Here is a 17,451-nt window from a genome sequence, read left to right as displayed (position 1 = left end):
CTATTTCTCAAACGTCCATGAATAACATCCCAGAACGTCTTAAAACTTACGTCGAGCTCGCAGAGTTCTTTGCTTTTCACTTCGGCCCGATGGTGCGCCATAGCCAGGAGGGCGCCCCGAGTGTGGCTTCGGATGAAGTAGAAACCGATGCTGAAAAGTTTGCATCGAAACTGGAAAAGATGGGGTCGACTTTTATCAAGTTCGGACAACTGCTGTCCACCCGCTCCGACCTGTTAGCCAAACCCTATGTGCAAGCCTTGCAGCGTTTGCAGGACGATGTTCAGCCGGTTCCATACGTGGAGATTCAGCAAATCTTTGAAGAAGACCTCGGCGTTTCGATGAAGAAGGCGTTTGCGGAAATCGATGCAAAACCGGTCGCGGCGGCTTCGCTGGGGCAGACACATCTTGCGGTGACGCGTGAAGGGCAGGAAGTCATTGTGAAGGTGCAGCGGCCCGGTGTGCGGCAGCGCGTGATTCAGGATTTGGATGTGCTCGAGTCGGTGGCGGCGTTTGCCTGCGAGCATTCGGAGTCGGCGCGCCGCTACGGCGTCAGTTCGATCGTGGAGCATTTCCGCCTCAGTATTTTGGGTGAGTTGGATTACCGCAATGAAGCGAGCAATCTCAATGCGATGGCGCGCAACCTCAGCCAGTTTCCACGCCTGATTACGCCCTAGTTGCATCCTTCGCTTTGCTCGGAGCGCGTGCTGACAATGGAGTATATCCATGGCAGTAAAGTCACGGACCTGTCCGGCGTCAGTCTGCTCGATGTTAAGGGCGAGGAGTTGGTGGACGACCTGATTGCGGCCTTCCTGCATCAATATATAGTAGACGGTTTCTTTCACGCTGATCCGCATCCGGGAAACATCCTGCTGACTCAAGATGGCGTCGTGGCATTTATCGATTTGGGCATGGTCGGGCGTCTCAGTGAGTCCATGCGTGACTCGCTTTTTCAAATTTTTTCCGGCATCGCTGAGAACAACAGCGAGCGTGTCGTCAACGTGCTGATCAATGTCGGGTTGCAGGAAAATTATGATGTGCCCCGGAGCGCATTGCTTTCGGACATTGCCTCGTTGATTTCGCGTCAGCACGATGTTTCGGTGTCCGAGCTACAGTTTGGAGCGGTGGTCATGGGCATCTTTCAAATCTGCGCCAAGCACAAGATCATCATCCCGCGCGAATTTCTGCTCGTGGCCAAATCACTGCTGAACCTCGATCGCATCGCCGTGATCCTGGCGCCGGACTTCAACCCCTCCAGCGCGGCGCGTAAGCACCTGAAGGCGATTGCTACACGGCGCACGCTGGACTCGCTCAAACCGAGTGATCTCTTTGAAGCCGCGTTGCAGTTTAAGGACTTGGTTCAGCGGGCTCCGCATCGATTGAACAATTTGCTGGATAATTTGGCGGATAATAAATTCCGCATTGATGCCGACGTGATCGATGAGACCGCATTGATCCAGGGCTTTCAGAAAATCGCCAACCGCATCACTGTGGGGGTGATCACGGCGGCGCTGATTGTCGGCGCCTCACTCATGATGCGCACGGAAACGGATTTCCAAATTTTTGGCTACCCAGGTTTGGCGATGCTACTGATGATTGCCGCAGTCTTTTTGGGGACCACGACGATCATCGGCATCTGGAAAAACGACAAGTAGCGCTGGCGCTACTGCTTTGCCAGGCCTTCGAACAAGCGCTCGTAGAGGGCGGCGCCACGTTCGATGATCTTGCAGTGCATCGATTCGTCGGGGGCGTGGAGGTTGTCTTCCTTGGTAAAGAGGCCGAGCATGAGTGAGTCCAAACCGAGGGTGTCTTTGATGTCGCCTATGATCGGTACGCTGCCGCCTTCGCGCAGGTAGACCGGCGCTTGGCCCCAGATCTCGGGGATCGCATTTTCGGCGATGTCAAATGCGCGGCTTTTCGTGGAATCATCTTTGGCCGTGCCGCCCTTGCCGGGAGGGATGACTTGATAAGCCGGGCCGCCAGAGTGGATCGTCAAATCGACCTTCACGCCCTTGGGCGCACGCTCCATGATGGTCTCTGCGAGCAGTTTTTGTGTCTTCTCGGCGTCTTGATTGGCGACGAGGCGGCAAGTGATTTTGGCAAATGCCTTGGACGGAATGACGGTCTTTTCACCTTCGCCTTGGTAGCCGCCGCCGATGCCATTGAACTCGAGTGTCGGCGCAAAGCGCGTGGCCTCGAAGCAGTTGAGGTCGGGCGGGCAATGGAAGTCATCCACGCCAAGGAATTTGCGATAGTCTTCCTCGGAAGTGGGGAGCTTCGCGAGTTCGTCACGTTCCCAGTCCTGCGGCATGACGACGTCGTCGTAAAAGCCCGGGACGTTCACCGTGCCATCGGGGTTGTGCAGTGACGCGCAAATCTCCATCAGCGCCTGAAGCGGATTCAATATGCAGCCGCCGTGGATGCCGGAGTGCAGGTCTTGCTTCGGGCCGGTGACGTTGATTTGCAGTGGGGCGAGGCCGCGCAGCGCGAGGGTGATCGCCATGGTGTCCGGGCTCGGGCAACCGGTGTCGGACAAAATGACCATATCCGCCTGGCTGAGGCGCTCTTTGTAATTTTCCAGGAATCCGGCAAAGCTCGGGCTGCCGATTTCTTCTTCGCCTTCGATCATCCAGGTAATGCGGAGGGGGAGGTCGGGGTTGCGCTCCAGCACGCGAGATAGCGCGGTCAACTGGACAGCGATAGGGCCCTTGTTGTCAGCGGCGCCGCGACCGTAGATGCGTTCGCCGCGAATTTCGGTTTCGAAGGGCGGCGTGGTCCACAGATTAAAGGGGTCGGCAGGCTGCACGTCGTAGTGGCCATAGACGAGGATGTGTGGCCAGTCATCATGGTCGGCGCCGCGCTCGGCGAGAATAATCGGGTGTAACGGCGTGGCCACGGTCTCCACCGTAAAGCCGAGCGCCTCAAGTTTGGCGGCGATGCTTTCGCGGGCGCTGGTCATACCGTTGGCGTATTGCGGATCGGTCGATACGCTTGGGTGGCTGACGAATTCGGAGATCAGTTGAAGCGGGTCAAATGCCATGGCTGGATTCTTTACAGAAAGTGCGAAGGTTGAAAACTACGAATCTTGCGAAAAGTCATTTAGTGATCGTGAAGAGCGCTTGTATAGGCTCCAGCTAAGTCCCCCCGCGAAATAGCCGACCGCTGCGTAAAGAATCCAGTTGGCCTGGGCAAACACGATCAGTGCGGAGCTGGTTATGGCGCCGAGGAAAAATGAGAGTGCTAAGACCAGCGGAATGGCGATTTTCCAGTTTTCGATGTCATGGCCTTTTAGCTTCATGCCCAAGTGGATGCCGAGGTCGGTGAAAAGACCGGTGAGATGCGTAGTTCTGAGGACGACGCCACGATAGCGGCTGGCGAGCGCGTTTTGCGTTCCACAGGCGAAGCTGCCCAAGGCGATCGCCATAATGGCGTGTTTTGCGTAAAGGGTGTGGGCGACAAAGAGTAGAACGCCCAGGCTAGTCAAGATTCGGCCATAGGGCATGTGAATTTCCAGCGTCGGATGATGGATGAAGTAGCCCGAGGTCATCGCGCCCAAAATGAAACCAAGCGTGGCGACGAGCACCATCCACAGGTCGCTCATTGTATCCTCTTGCAGAATGAAAAGACCGGATGCGATCCGTGAAATGTCTCCAGTCAGGTGACTCACGGAAGCGCCATTGTAAATCAGAAAACCAGCATTCAGGAACGACGCGGCAAAGGCCAGCGCGCAACCCCCGATGATAACCTGACGATGTGATAGCTGATGCATTTTCGACACAGAAGCGGAAACTACACCAAAGAGAAGCGTAAAAGCGAATCAGCGCTTATTGCCCGGTGGCTTTATAATACAAGGGCAGCACTTCGGGCATCATCTTTTGAAGATTCTTGATGCGTGTGCTTTCGGCAGGGTGGGTAGACAATAGTTCGGGGGGGCGGTCGCCACCCTGTGCGGCCATTTTCTGCCAGAAGGGGACGGCGACGCGGGGGTCATACCCGGCGCTCGCGGAGTAGATCAGCCCGATGTGGTCGGCTTCGGATTCCATTGTGCGGCTGTAGGGGAGGATGAACCCATACGTTGAACCCGCGCCGTAGCTGGCCATGACCACCTGGCTCAAATCGTGGTCGACGCCGCCGACGCCCAAGCCAATCGAGAGCGCTGCGCCAGCCATTTGATTGGCCATTTGGTGAGAAACTTTTTCCGCTCCGTGATGAGCGGAGACGTGGGCGATTTCATGCCCCATGACGACAGCCATGTCATCATCGCTGTCAAAAAGTGGGTAAATGCCCGTGTAGAATCCGACTTTGCCGCCTGGCATGGCGAAGGCGTTGACTTGATCGCTTTCAAAGAGGACGAATTCCCATTGGTCGGAGGGGAGGAGGTCGGCGCCATTGGCGCGGGCGGAATCCACGATCTTTTTGCCGACACGCTGAAGCTGGGCGTTTTTCGCGGCGTCGTTGGAGACGGGCATCTCCGACTTCATTTGTTCGAACTGCTGGACGGCCATGCTGGAGACCTCGGTGTCGCCCACGAGGCTCAGTTGGCTGCGCCCGGTTTCATCTACGGTTTGGCAGCCGGATAGTAGGGCAATGATCGTGATTAGGCAGGCAGTGATGGAAAGAGAATGTTTCAGCGTAGTCATGGTTCATTAGAATATAGCGCAAGCATGTTCAGTCAATCCAGTGGAATGTTTTTCCAAATCTGTGACGATCGTACTGTTGCTTGCCAATGGGAGGTTTATAGGTTGCTTGCTACGGTGTATGGCAGCATGACTATGGTTAATTAATCGCCAGTATGAATAAATTTGAACTTTCAGTCTTTGCCCGGATCTTTGCTATTTTCGTTTTTATACTGACGCCAGTATTCGGTTACCTGCGTCTCGACAGCGGCAATCCTTCTTACATGGTAGGAGCGATCATCGGCTCGTTGGTTGCGGTGATATTGATTCCATATTGTATCGGTTGGGTGGTTTGGCGCATCAGTGGCCGTAAGCAAAATGCGGGCAGCATGGTTTTCGTGGTGATCATGTTCCTGTTCTTCATGGGGCAAGTGGTGAACTCCTTTCGCGAGATGCGTGATCGCCAGCGAGATGAGGTGTTCGTGGCGGACATGTAGCAGGCAAAAGACAATTTCAAGCAGGCGGTGTCAGAGAGCAGGGAACCTGATGAATATGACCAGAGCTACCAGGAATATGTCGACGGGGCGCAAGCATCACTGAGTCAGGCGGCTCAAAATAGCCAGGGAGAGGAAAAAATCTTCTTCCAGCAAATGAATCTCTTCATTGAAGCCACCAAGAAACCGATTCACGATTGGAATGTGGCCTTTTCAGCGGTCCAGTCTGACGAGGTGTTTAACTTTGCAACCATGAAAAGTGATGCGGGCTATAGTCGCCAGATTGCCTTGTTGGACGAATACCGCACGGAGACTAAAAACTATCAGGACATGGATTTCATGGGGATGATGAAACAATACCTGGAGCCACTGGGAGATAGTGAATTGGTCAAGAAGGCGATGGAGGGCGCCCAGCTTAAATACAAACAGCAGTCTACCATTTTGAAGCCGCTTCTGGCGACCCACATTCGCTACGCGGATATCATGCAGCAGATTATCACCATGCTGCATGAGAATCCGGAAGAGTGGAGTTTTCGCAATGATGAGCTAAGCTTCAGTAATGACAAACTCGAGCGCCGCTACGATGCCATGATCACGGTGTTGATCCAAGAGGAAGACAAAATCAATACCTTGTCTGAAAAACTAATCGAAGGAATGTAAGCCGCGTCTACGCTGCTGCGCTGGGATCGATTGGCTTGGGCGAGCGTTCATCGGACTCATAGATATCCTTGGCGCTGCCGACAATAAGGGGATTGAGCTCTTTGAGTAATTTTACGTCTCTGCCCGCGTAGGGCACCTTGCTGAGCAGGTAGCGGATGGAGTTCAGGCGCGCGCGTTTTTTATCGTCTGAACGAACGATGGTCCAAGGGGCGTCGGCGGTGTCGGTGTAAAACAGCATGGACTCCTTGGCTTTGGTGTATTCGTCCCACCGGCCCAACGACTCGACGTCCATCGGGCTGAGCTTCCATTGTTTGAGTGGGTCTTTGGCGCGGCCCATGAAGCGGCGTAACTGCTCTTCACGGCTGACGGAAAACCAGAACTTAAACAGCCGCACTCCGCTGCGCACCAGCATGCGTTCGAATTCCGGGCATTGGCGCATGAACTCCAGGTATTCTTTCGGCGAGCAGAAGCCCATCACCTTCTCCACACCAGCTCGATTATACCAGGAGCGGTCGAAGAGCACAATTTCGCCGGAGGTCGGCATGTGCTCGACGTAACGCTGAAAATACCATTGCCCTTTCTCGGCGTCAGACGGTTTGGCCAGCGCGACGACGCGAGCGCCGCGAGGATTTAAATATTCGGTGAAGCGCTTAATCGAGCCGCCTTTACCGGCAGCATCGCGTCCTTCGAAGATGGCCACGATTCGCTCGCCGGTCTGTTGACACCAGGCTTGCATTTTCACCAGCTCAATGTGGAGCAGATGGATTTGGTCTTCGTAAACATCCCCCTTAATCGTCTTTTCGTAAGGGTAGGTCGGGCTGATGATCGACTTTTTGCTGGGAGCGCTTTTTACCTTGTTCACGATTTCCGTGGGCACGCTCTTGGCGACGACATCATCGATGGCTGAGGCCATGGGAAAGGCGTCTTGGAGTACGGACTCGGTGTTCTTCTTGGCCGTCTTCTTGGAACCTTTGGCTGGTTGCTTCTTGGGAGCAGACTTAGGTTGACTGGTTTTCTTGGCGGCGCCTTTGCGTGAAGATTTTTTCATGGTGGCTGACTGGTGTTTAGGAACGAAAAAACAGGAGCTGGTCAGCTCACTGTTTGCAGATAGTAGGATACAGAAAAAGCGCTGGGCGCCTCGTAGAAGAGCTTATAACTAGCATGTTACATGCCGGTAACGTGCTGTTGCGCCAAATTGCGGAGATTGCGCCAAGCAAGCGTATATCCGCTTCCAGCGGGCGCTGCTAGGCAATCCGATCCTGAGTTGGTGCTGATTAAGCCCGTGGCGCAGTCAGCCGCGCCACGGGTTCGTTGCCGATGAAAGCAGTTGTTACACCGCCATGCGGATTTTCTGGTTCAGCGCACTGGCAATGAATGGCGATTCCAGAAAGTCGTCGACATATTGAGAAATGGCCGGCGTGCCAGCAGCGCCTGCATAAGCGACAATGCGAACTTCTATACCTGCTGCAAACAGCAGATCGCGCATATTCTGGCACTCGACAGCTGGGATCGAGGAATTAACCAGGATCATGTCGACGTGGAGCTCGGCGGCTATCTCCAGCGCTTTCTGACAGCTCGCAGTTGCGACTTCATCATAGCCCATGAAGGAAATTAAATTTTGCAGTGTGTGTCGGTAGGATTTATCCGGTTCGATAACGAGGATTCTTTGCATGACGTGCTGTAAAATAGCAGCTCGATTATTAATATTCCATGAATGCAGACTGAATATTTTAGCTAAATCTTTTCATTTAAGAACTTCTGAACGTGTTTACAGACTCGGATGATTGACTGCGTCCTGAAAACCTAACAAGTTCCCAGAGCACAACCATACATACAACATGCTCGACTATCAGGACTTTGTGCCGGCGAAGACTGCATCCGGCGGATTTTTTAAGCAGGCGACCTTCGAGTCCCTCGACGAATGCGTCGCTCAGGCAAACCGTTGGATTACGAGCAACGATATTGAGGTTACCAACGTGGAAACTGTAGTGTTGCCCAATATATATGCACCCTTTGAAGAAGGCTCGTCGGACGTGCAGTTGCACACGAGCGGAGATATGAGCAGCAGTTGGCATCAATTTATCCGCGTTTGGTATCGTCGATCTGAGCGCGCGACTCCGCCTCCGTTATAGGGCTCTTCTCAAGTTAATATATAGCATACTCAGCCATCACTGCATCCACACAGCGACGTACTATCCTCGGGTCGATCTTTGCGTTTATCGGCGGGATTTTCATGGGCTTGCTGGGGATTGCCGCGAAGTTGGGGGCGCCCCACGGCGTCAATGCTTACCAGGTGGTCGTTGCGCAAATGTCGCTGACTGCGCTGATCATGGCAGTGGTGATTCTCGTTAAGCATGGTTGGCGTGGCTTTCGTTTAACGAACCTCAAACTCTATGTGATTCGGACCACGGCGGGGACGATTTACTTCAGCGCGTTTTATTTATCGCTGAAAGGCATACCGATTACGGACGCTCTGGTGCTGGAAAGCACGAGCCCTTTCTTCGCTTTGATCATCGCATCGGTCATGGAGCGAAAGCGCCTGTCGAAGATGACGCTATCGGTGCTCGGTGTCGCCTTCGTGGGCGTGTGCCTGATTCTGTTGCACCACTCGACGCAGACCATTTTTAATGTTTATGCGCTGTTGGGGCTGAGCACTGGGGTCGCCCGTGCGGTGGGCGGTTTGTCCACGAGGGCATTGATGCAAGTTGAGCCTGTGGAGCGCATCTTGTTTTATTTCCCACTGGGCACTCTGTTGATTGTGGCGGCCAGCTTTCCCTGGACTTGGCCGAGTGGTTCATTTGCCGATGGCTGGCCTTACTTGTTGGCGATCGCGATTCTTTTTGTGCCGCTGGGATTGGCGTGGGCTTTTGGTAATCAGATGGCCCCTTCATACTTGGTGGGTGCTCTGTTTTACTCCGCGATTATTATCGCCGCCTTAGGCGATAACTTCATCTGGAATGTCAACTTCACGCCGCGGGTGATCATCGGGATCTGTTTGGTGATTGGCGCTGGCCTTGGGTTGACGGTGCTCGAAGCGCGCGGCCTGGGACAGGGAAAAGCGAAGCCGCGTTAGACGGCTTGGGATGCTAAGCTAGGGCTTTCTTCCATTTGGCGAGTTGTTTTTTCACCTGCTTGGGGCCAGGCATGCCGGTTTTTTCGCGTTTTTTGAGAGCAGCAGGGACGTCAAATACATCCACCCAGTCGGCTTCAAATTTCTCGCTAACGCCTTGGACATCGGAGAGGGAAAGCTCATTGAGGGGGCAGTCCTGCTTTTCGGCAAGCCCGACCAAGGCGCCGATCACGTGGTGGGCGTCGCGGAAGGCCACGCCACGGACGACGAGATAATCCACTAGATCGGTTGCGAGCAGCGCGGGGTCGCTGACTGCGGCGGCGCATTTTTTCACGTTAAAAGTGGCCCCATCAAAGGAGCCCGCCAGCACATCGAGGCACATCAGCGTCTGGTCATAAGCGTCGAAAATGGGTGGCTTGTCTTCTTGAAGGTCTCGGTTGTAGGTGAGGGGCAGCCCCTTCGTCATCGCCATCAGCGCGGTTACATGGCCTTGTAGGCGCGCCGCCTTACCCCGAAGCAGTTCAAAGCTGTCGGGATTCTTCTTTTGCGGCATCAGTGATGAGCCGGTGGTGTAGGCGTCGGGCAGCTTGATAAAGCCGAATTCAGCGCTGTTCCACAGAATCATGTCCTCGGCGACGCGAGACCAATGGACGCCACACAGGGCGCAGGCGCTGGCGAACTCGATGAATAAATCCCGATCAGCGACGGCGTCCATGCTGTTGGGGGTGCAGCGTGGTTTGCCCTTTTTATCAACAAAACCAAGTTCGGTGGCGGTGAACTCTCGGTCGATGGGCAAGGTCGTGCCTGCAATGGCTCCGCTGCCCAGGGGGCACCAGTTTGCGCGGTCTGCAATGCCAGCAAAGCGGTCGCGGTCACGGCCAAACATTTCCACATAGGCGAGCAGGTGATGCGCGATGGAGACGGGTTGGGCGCGTTGGAGGTGCGTATAGCCGGGGATATAAATTTCCTGCGAGGCCTCCGCCAAGCTGATGAGGCCTTGCATGGTATTGGCCAGCGCCTCGTCTATTTCGGCGCAGGCATGCTTGAAAAACAAGCGCATGTCGGTGGCTACTTGGTCATTACGCGAGCGGGCGGTGTGGAGTTTCGCGGCGGCAGGGACGCGGCGGGTCAGCTCCTGTTCGATGTTCATGTGGACGTCTTCACTGGCGATGTCCCACGTGAAATTGCCGACCTCAATATCTTTCAGGACTTCGTCAAGGCCTTTGCGAATGGCGGCGCATTCCTTTTTCGTGAGGATGCCCACGTGGGCCAGCATGGCGGCGTGCGCCTTGCTTCCCTGCACGTCGAAGGGGGCCAGGCGCGCATCGAAGGAGACGCTCTCGCTAAAGCGCTGCATGAGCTCTGCGGGGCCGCTGGAAAAGCGTCCGCCCCAAGTGGCTTGTTTACCGGGATTCGCCATAGGCCGACTAGAAGATTGAATTTTACGGCGCGGGTAAATGGTTTTTTTGAGGTGAAATGCAGCCCTTCGGATCGGCTGGACTTCCGGCGCAGGTCGTTCAAGTATAGCTGAATGATCATTTTTCAACGATCGCGACTACGGACAATGGGCATTGCTTTTTGCCTGATGTTCGGCTGGGTGGCGTCTGCATTGGCTGACAACCAAATAGGGACCTATCTCTTTTCCCTCGATAAAAAAGGCTACGCCACGAGCTACCTGTTTGGGACAATTCACTTGCCTGACAAACGGGTAACTGAGTTGCCCGAAAACGTTATGGCTGCATTCCGCGCCTCAGACGGCGTTTATACCGAGATTCCGATGGACCCGGACAAAATGCTCATTGCGGCTCAAGCCATGCTGCTGACGGATGGCAGCACCTTACCCGATCTTTTGCCGCCGGAAGTGATGGAGAGCTTTGAGCGCGAGTTGAAGGCGATCAATCCGGTTTTTACGACGGCCGCCTTCATGAAGCTGAAGGTTTGGGCTGCCGCCACCATGATCATGACGCTGGAAACGCAGATGAAGAATCCCGGCCTCAACGCGATGGACCTGGCGCTTTACAACGCCGCCAAGAAGGCTGGTAAGCGGGTTGGCGGCATCGAGACGCCGGAGGAGCAAATTGCCCTCTTTGACGCGTTTTCGGTCCAAGAACAGGTTGAGTTGATGGAGTCGATGCTAGACTACATGGAGAAAATGAGGGAGCAGGGAGATAGCTATACAGATGAAATCGTTCAGGCTTATTTGAGCGGCGATCTGCAAGCGTTGGAGGAAATGATGACTTCCTACGAGATGTCGGATCCTCAACTGCAAGCGAAGTTTGAGAGACTCTTTATCGATGAGCGGAATGTGGAAATGGCTAAACGCATTGAGATGCGTTTGGTCGCGCAAAGGTCTCAATCGCTGTTTTTCGCCATCGGCGCAGCTCACTTGTATGGGTCCAATGGTGTGCCGAAACTGCTCAAAGACGCCGGTTTTGAGATTGTACGGGTCAAGTAATTTACCCTTCCCTTTGAGCGGACAACTTGTGAATATGGGACGCTAGATGCCATTCAATTTGTTAACTGCGCTCACCTGCGCCCAAACTGTTGTATGCCGTCGCTTCTCGATTGCGGGTTGAGGCGTCGTAGGGGGGATCATTTGCTGTCATGAAAATTTTGGTGGTTGGAGCCGGCGAGGTCGGTCGTTTTCTTTGTGAGACGCTGAGCATCACTGGGCATGATGTTACGGTGATCGAGAGTAATGACGCGATTGCCCAGGAGGTGGATGAATCGTTGGACGTGCGTGTGGTCGTAGACCATGGAGCTTCCGCAGAAGTCCTTAAAAAGAGCGGCGCGGGCACTTGTCATTTCTTCCTCGCGATGACGAGTGATGACCGCACGAACCTGATTGCCTGTTCGCTGGCCAAGGCGCTGGGCGCCAAGACGACCATTGCGCGCATTCATGATCAGACTTATAGCGATAATTCCATCGTTAATTACCAGATTCACTTCGGCATCGACTTCCTATTGAATCCAGAGGCGCTTTCCGCCGTGGAGCTGGCCAAGTCGATCCGCAATCCCAGTCGCGTGGCGGTGGAGAATTTTGCCCGCGGAGAGATTGAGGTGCAGCAAATCCGCATCAGCCCGAAATCCAAGCTGAACGGCAAGCCACTGAAGGAAGTGCGACTACCGCCGGGCGTGCGAATCGGCCTGATTCAGGACGGTGAGAGCTCAGAGGTGCCAACTGCGGACAGCACTTTGCAAATGGGGCAGTGCGTGACGCTCGTAGGTCCGCCCGAGGCGCTTAGCCAAACCAAAGACCAGCTCTCGCCCGAAAAGAAAATCGAGCTGCTCCGCATTGTGCTTTTCGGTGGATCGGAAACAGCGATTGCGTTGATTCGTTTGCTCAAAAACCCGCGCTTTAAAATACGCCTGATCGAGCACGATGTAAAGCTCTGCCAGAGTCTGGCGGAGCGCTTTCCACACATCACCGTCATCCACGGGTCGGCGACTTCGCTGCGACTGATGGAGGAGGAGCAGGTTGGTGCGGCGGATTACTTTGTCGCCTGCACCAAAGACGACGAGGATAACATCATGACTTGCCTGCAGGCGCGCCAACTGGGCGCCAAGCACGTGCAACTTGTCATTAATAAGCCTGACTACGAAGAGATCCTGGGGACTTTGCGTCAGACTCTGGGCGTTGAACTGGCGGTGGCGCCGCGTCAGGCGACCGTGGCCGAGATCATGCGTTACATTTCCACGGAGCCTTTCACCGAGTTGGCCAGCCTACCAGAAGGTCCGGCCAAGATCCTGGAAATCCGCGTATCGCAGGACAGCCCGGTCATCAATAAGACGATCCGTGAAATTTCATTCCCCAAGGGCGCGGTGATCGTGGTGCTGTTGCACAAATTTTTGGCAAAAGTGCCAGGGGCCGACGACAAGATATTATCTGGTGACCGCGTGGTGGTCGTTGTTCGCGAAGATCGCGAGAAGGAACTCATCAAACTGCTGACGTGAATTATCCGATCATCGCAAAATTACTCAGCGTGATCATGTCGACCGTGGCGCTGGCGTTCCTCGTGAGCTATCTCGTGGGTGAAATGTTTTACGGTGAACTCGATGATCTGGCGCGCGAAGAGTGGATCATTAGCATCTGCATTGCATTGGTTTTGGCTATCACGCTGGCATTCCTTGGCCGCAATGCGCAGACGAAAATGTTTCGCAAAGAAGCCTTGGCCACCATTGGCCTTGGCTGGATTCTGGCTAGCGTCGTTGGCGCGATCCCATACTATCTCATTTTGCCGGATACGAGTTTTGCCGACGGCGTTTTTGAATCGGCGTCTGGCTTAACGACGACCGGGGCTTCTGTTTTTGGCGACTTGGATATTTTTCCACGAGGCCTTTTATTTTGGCGTTGTCTGAGCCAATGGATCGGCGGCTTGGGCGTTGTGGTTTTCTTCGTGGCGATTCTCTCTTTTCTCGGGGCTGGCGCGAAGATTCTTTATTCGAATGAATCCAGCGGCGCTTCGACGGATATCGAGTCAGGGCGGATACAGCAGGGAGTCCTGCAGATTGCCTATCTCTACTTGGCCCTATCTGCCTGCTGCATGTTGAATTTAAAAATGCTGGGCATGAGTTGGTACGACGCCATTTGCCACATGTTTGCAACCCTTTCCACTGGTGGTTTTGGCGTCTACAATACAAGCCTGGGCGCCTTTCCGAGTGCGGCGATTCAGTGGACGATTATTGTGTTCATGGCCCTGGGCGGGACGAGTTTCTTTGTCCTTCTGCGTGTGATGCAGGGGCGCCTGCGTGCGTTGACGACGAATACCGAGGTCATTGCTTATTATTCCATCATCCTGCTTTCGACCTGTCTGCTGACACTGATGCTTATCACTGAGCTTGGGCAAACCGATGATTGGGAAGCTTCACTGCGCTCGGCCGCTTTCCAAACCGTGTCGATCATGACGACGACTGGCTTTTCCACGGTCGATTTTCAGCAGTGGTTGCCGGTCGGGCACATGGTGTTGCTTGTGCTGATGGTGTTTGGCGGTTGTTCGGGTTCTACTGCCGGAGGCGCTAAGGTTGTGCGCCTCGTCGTCGCGTTTAAAGTATGCCGACTGCAAATTGAAAAGGCATATCGCACCCGTGTGGTTCGCCCCTTGCACATCAATGGCAAGGTCTTGGACAAGGAAGACCAGGACAACATCATTACTTGGTTGCTAACTCTGTTTCTCGTGCTTGCGGCTGGCATCATGGTGGTGGCGATGCTGGAGCACTCATTGGGTTTCACTGCGCAAGTGACGTCTGTTTTTGCCTGTCTGTTCAATATCGGGCCTGGTTTAGCCGAGGTCGGGCCGACCCAAAACTATGGCTTCCTGCGCGAGCCAACGAAGCTCGTCCTCAGTCTGTTGATGATATTGGGGCGCTTGGAGTTGTACGCCGTGTTGGTGCTGTTCTCACCAGCGCTCTGGCGCCGCTTCAGTTAACAAGAGGCGAGCAGGGGAGTGCTAGCATTTATCTCCAGCTTGAGTTTAGGACCAGATTGGATGTCTCTCATTGCCTGCTAAATCGCTCTCTTGACTGACTTAACTTTTCAATTTTAATCCTACTTCCATCTACCACACGACCGACAGAGATGGCTTGACTGAGCTGAATCCAACTCCCGCACGCATGCGGGAGCTACTGCGTTCGGTTGCCGATGCCGATGGGGACGATTCCGCGCCGGAGGTTTGGCTGTCGCATCTGGAAACCGGATGGACACTTTCGGTGTTTCCCAATGGTCTGTTGCAGCTTGAAGCCGATGACCGCAAGCAGCCCCTGCGTGAAATGCGCAATGTCGAGCTGGATCATACGCTCGACCTCTGGATGATTCTTGCTGAGGGAGACGCCAAGCGACTCCTCCGCGCTAACTGGCTGGAATTGGAGAAGTAAGGCGGTGTGATGAAATTGCCTGATCAGCCTTTACTCGTTATCGACGCTGCTTCTCCCAGGTGTTTTACGGGACTCTGGTCGGATGGCCAATGGCTCGCCGAAACCTCTCCGGAAACGCCAGCGTTAGAGGGGATTTTTGACGGCGTATCAAATATACTTTGCGATGCAAAGCTGACGCTGGCTGATATTGGCGGTTTTGTTCATGCCGAAGGTCCGGGCTCAATTTTAGGGATACGCTTATCGGCTATGGCGATTCGGACTTGGAAAGCCCTGCCTCAGTGGGCGCAAACGCCGGTATGGACCTATGGGAGCTTGAGTTTTGTGGCGGCGGCTTATCAAGCTGCCCGGCAGGGGGCGGTGGTTAATGTGATTTCTGAGTTCCGTCATGGCAGGTGGAATTTGCTCCAAGCTGGTGAGCAGACTGTAGTTGCGGTTGAGGATGCTGTATTATCGGAAATTCCGGAGCCTTTAATTTATTTTCGTCAGCGTAAGAATTGGAAACCAGCGCCGCCACACGCACAGGAGTGGGCGCCGAGTTTGGCGAAGTGTCCGGAAGTATTAGCCACTCCCGGCCTTTTACGCCCCGTTGCGCTGCCGGATGTCTTCATTGCGGAAGAGGCGGTCTTTCAAAAATGGTCTGCTGAGCGTCACCGCGGTTAGCGGTGCAGAAATTAACATTATTTGGCTTTCATGGGCTTGCCGCGCCAGGGAATCGCCCCATGCTTGCGTGGCATGAGCAACGCTTCCCCGGAATCCCGTATTGAAGAACTCCGCGCAACAATTCGCCACCACGATGAGTTGTATTATCGTGAGGGCAGTTCGGAAATTTCTGACCGTAAATACGATGCGCTGAAGGAAGAGCTTATGCGGCTTGAGCGTGAGGCAGGTCTCGAAGGCGAAGCGTCGCCCACCAAGACCGTTGGAGATGACCGAACCGAGGGCTTTAAAAAAGTAAAGCATCGCCGCCCGATGCTCTCGCTGGACAATACTTATAACGAGGAAGAGTTGCGCGCCTTTTACACGCGCTTATTGAAGCTTTACGATTCTGGGACAGAGCTTGAATTTGTTGTCGAACCGAAGATTGATGGCGTTGCAGTTAGCGTAACCTACGAAAACGGGAAACTCACCCAGGCGATCACGCGGGGCAATGGGGCTGAAGGAGACGACATCACTCGAAATTTGCTCGAAGGCGTGCCGGACTTGCCGCGTGAACTTGAGGACGCGCCGGAGATTGTGGAAATTCGTGGTGAGATTTACATGATGGCGGAAGAATTTCTCCGCATCAATCAAGAGCGTGAAGCGGCGGGTTTGCCGGAGTTTGCCAATCCGAGAAACTTAACGGCGGGGACTATCAAACAGCTCAATGGCGTGGCGGGCCGACGTCTGTCCATCGTGCTGTACGGAATCGGTTTCTGTCAACCTGATCACTTTGCAATGCAAAGTGATCTGCATGAGGCGATCCGAAAATGGAAGCTGCCAACCATCGAGAAGTATTGGAAGGTCACCGGTATCGACGCAGCTTGGAATGCGATCATGGAGCTGGATACGCTGCGACATGAGTTTGCTTATGCAACCGACGGCGCAGTGGTGAAACTGAATAGCTTTGCGATGCAAAGTGAAGCGGGCATGACCAGCAAGGCGCCCCGCTGGGCCATCGCCTATAAGTTTGAAGCAGAACAGGCGGAGACTTTGCTCGAAAAAATCGATGTGCAGATTGGCCGAACAGGCGCTGTGACCCCGGTTGCGCACTTAGCGCCTGTTCAACTCGCAGGCACGACTGTTTCCCGTGCGACCTTGCACAATGAAGATGAGATCAAGCGTAAAGACATCCGGCCTGGAGACACTGTTTTGGTTCAAAAGGCGGGTGAGATCATTCCCCAAGTGTTGAGCGTGGTCCTCGCTAAACGCCCGGCCAATAGTGCGCCGTTTGACTTTGCAACTTTCTTGGCAGAACGAGGCATCGTGGCGGAGCGTGTTCCCGGGCAGGCTGCTTGGCGTTTGACCGGGCAGGATGATCCGATCCAGCAACGACGACGCCTGACGCACTATGCCTCCAAGCAATGCCTGGATATCGAGAACCTGGGCGAAGCCGTGGTGGATCAACTCGTGACTGCGGACTTGGTTTCTGATCCGGCCGATCTCTATGCTTTGCGTAAAGAGCAGCTTCTAGAGCTCGAGCGCTTCGGTGAGAAGTCGGCGGATAATCTGATCAACGCCATCGAGCAAAGCAAACAGGCGGAACTCTGGCGCTTGTTGCATGCGCTGGGCATTCCGCATGTTGGCAAGCAGAGCGCCAAGGACATCACTCAGCACTTTGGTTCATTCGATGCGTTGATGGAAGCTGATGCCGAGGCATTGGAGGCAGTGGATGGCGTCGGTGGAATCATGGCCCAGGCCATCGTAGCGTTTTTTGATGACGAGAAAAATCGAGCGTTGCTCTTACGCTTACGTGAAGCGGGGGTGAGCTTCAGCTTGGCCGAATCAGAGAAGCCGTCCGTTGTTATGGAAGGTGGACTTTTGTCGGGGAAGACGGTTGTTCTGACCGGCACGTTGCCTACGTTAACACGTGACGAAGCAAGCGCATTGATTGAAAAGGCTGGCGGCAAGACGAGCAGTTCCGTCAGTAAAAAAACAGACTATGTGCTAGCTGGTGAATCCGCTGGCAGCAAGCTGGCTAAGGCGGAAAAACTAGGAGTGCCCGTGCTGGATGAAGCAGCGTTCCGTGAGTTGATCGGCGAGTAAA

General features: G+C 54.3%; 16 protein-coding genes and 1 pseudogene. 11 read left to right on the top strand and 6 right to left on the bottom strand.

The annotated features are described in order from the left end of the window. Window positions 1-17: 17 nt before the first annotated feature. A pseudogene (locus tag RBB63_RS04825) lies at window positions 18-1,652 on the top strand (ABC1 kinase family protein). A gap of 8 nt (window positions 1,653-1,660) precedes the next feature. Here RBB63_RS04825 and RBB63_RS04820 read toward each other — a convergent pair. The 3 genes from RBB63_RS04820 to RBB63_RS04810 are packed head-to-tail and all read right to left on the bottom strand — an operon-like array spanning window position 1,661 to window position 4,637. Further along, a complete protein-coding gene (locus RBB63_RS04820; RefSeq protein WP_309381641.1) occupies window positions 1,661-3,037 on the bottom strand; it encodes a M20/M25/M40 family metallo-hydrolase in 1,377 nt (458 codons plus the stop codon). Between the two features lie 36 nt (window positions 3,038-3,073). Then, complete coding sequence (locus tag RBB63_RS04815) at window positions 3,074-3,766, bottom strand: YoaK family protein (RefSeq protein WP_309381638.1); 693 nt, start codon at window positions 3,764-3,766, stop codon at window positions 3,074-3,076. 55 nt (window positions 3,767-3,821) lie between these two features. Then, on the bottom strand, window positions 3,822-4,637 hold the full coding sequence (locus RBB63_RS04810; protein ID WP_309381636.1) for a M48 family metallopeptidase: 816 nt from the start codon (window positions 4,635-4,637) through the stop codon (window positions 3,822-3,824). Window positions 4,638-4,789: 152 nt separating this feature from the next. On the opposite strand from RBB63_RS04810, the gene RBB63_RS04805 reads away from it, so the two are divergent. Continuing rightward, a complete protein-coding gene (locus RBB63_RS04805) occupies window positions 4,790-5,110 on the top strand; it encodes a hypothetical protein (protein ID WP_309381635.1) in 321 nt (106 codons plus the stop codon). A 27-nt stretch (window positions 5,111-5,137) separates the two neighbouring features. Continuing rightward, window positions 5,138-5,767: a hypothetical protein gene (locus tag RBB63_RS04800; RefSeq protein WP_309381633.1), complete on the top strand. Its 630-nt coding sequence runs from the start codon at window positions 5,138-5,140 to the stop codon at window positions 5,765-5,767. 7 nt (window positions 5,768-5,774) lie between these two features. Here RBB63_RS04800 and ppk2 read toward each other — a convergent pair whose 3' ends face one another. Further along, window positions 5,775-6,815 carry a polyphosphate kinase 2 gene (gene ppk2, locus RBB63_RS04795; protein WP_309381631.1) on the bottom strand — a complete coding sequence of 347 codons (1,041 nt, stop codon included), beginning with the start codon at window positions 6,813-6,815 and terminating at the stop codon, window positions 5,775-5,777. A gap of 282 nt (window positions 6,816-7,097) precedes the next feature. After that, window positions 7,098-7,439 (bottom strand): response regulator, encoded by a 342-nt coding sequence (locus tag RBB63_RS04790; RefSeq protein WP_309381629.1) that lies wholly within the window; start codon window positions 7,437-7,439, stop codon window positions 7,098-7,100. Between the two features lie 166 nt (window positions 7,440-7,605). Between RBB63_RS04790 and RBB63_RS04785 the strand changes: the two genes are divergently transcribed. Together RBB63_RS04785 and RBB63_RS04780 are read left to right on the top strand one after the other, a co-directional pair. Beyond that, window positions 7,606-7,899 (top strand): hypothetical protein, encoded by a 294-nt coding sequence (locus tag RBB63_RS04785; RefSeq protein ID WP_309381627.1) that lies wholly within the window; start codon window positions 7,606-7,608, stop codon window positions 7,897-7,899. Window positions 7,900-7,919: 20 nt separating this feature from the next. Continuing rightward, window positions 7,920-8,840 (top strand): DMT family transporter, encoded by a 921-nt coding sequence (locus RBB63_RS04780; RefSeq protein WP_309381755.1) that lies wholly within the window; start codon window positions 7,920-7,922, stop codon window positions 8,838-8,840. A gap of 13 nt (window positions 8,841-8,853) precedes the next feature. On the opposite strand, the gene argH is transcribed toward RBB63_RS04780, so the two are convergent. Further along, on the bottom strand, window positions 8,854-10,257 hold the full coding sequence (gene argH, locus RBB63_RS04775; RefSeq protein WP_309381625.1) for an argininosuccinate lyase: 1,404 nt from the start codon (window positions 10,255-10,257) through the stop codon (window positions 8,854-8,856). A 144-nt stretch (window positions 10,258-10,401) separates the two neighbouring features. Between argH and RBB63_RS04770 the strand changes: the two genes are divergently transcribed. The 6 genes from RBB63_RS04770 to ligA all read left to right on the top strand — a co-directional run bounded on the left by RBB63_RS04770 (window position 10,402) and on the right by ligA (window position 17,450). Beyond that, on the top strand, window positions 10,402-11,292 hold the full coding sequence (locus RBB63_RS04770) for a TraB/GumN family protein (protein ID WP_309381622.1): 891 nt from the start codon (window positions 10,402-10,404) through the stop codon (window positions 11,290-11,292). Between the two features lie 149 nt (window positions 11,293-11,441). Next, window positions 11,442-12,791: a Trk system potassium transporter TrkA gene (gene trkA / locus RBB63_RS04765; protein ID WP_309381620.1), complete on the top strand. Its 1,350-nt coding sequence runs from the start codon at window positions 11,442-11,444 to the stop codon at window positions 12,789-12,791. Continuing rightward, the gene (locus RBB63_RS04760; RefSeq protein WP_309381618.1) at window positions 12,788-14,263 is read left to right on the top strand and encodes a TrkH family potassium uptake protein; all 1,476 of its coding nucleotides are present in this window, start codon (window positions 12,788-12,790) and stop codon (window positions 14,261-14,263) included. Before trkA ends, RBB63_RS04760 begins: the two co-directional genes overlap by 4 nt. A gap of 184 nt (window positions 14,264-14,447) precedes the next feature. Continuing rightward, window positions 14,448-14,708 (top strand): hypothetical protein, encoded by a 261-nt coding sequence (locus tag RBB63_RS04755; RefSeq protein WP_309381616.1) that lies wholly within the window; start codon window positions 14,448-14,450, stop codon window positions 14,706-14,708. A 9-nt stretch (window positions 14,709-14,717) separates the two neighbouring features. Next, window positions 14,718-15,368: a hypothetical protein gene (locus RBB63_RS04750; protein ID WP_309381614.1), complete on the top strand. Its 651-nt coding sequence runs from the start codon at window positions 14,718-14,720 to the stop codon at window positions 15,366-15,368. Between the two features lie 72 nt (window positions 15,369-15,440). Further along, window positions 15,441-17,450, top strand: coding sequence for an NAD-dependent DNA ligase LigA (ligA, locus tag RBB63_RS04745; protein WP_309381612.1), 2,010 nt, complete (start codon window positions 15,441-15,443; stop codon window positions 17,448-17,450). Window position 17,451 lies beyond the last annotated feature (1 nt).

This window comes from Cerasicoccus frondis, from assembly GCA_031296915.1.
GTDB classification, from domain to species: Bacteria; Verrucomicrobiota; Verrucomicrobiia; order Opitutales; family Cerasicoccaceae; genus Cerasicoccus; species Cerasicoccus frondis.
The sequence above is the reverse complement of the archived record's forward strand: the minus strand, read 5'-3'. Positions and strand labels throughout refer to the sequence as shown.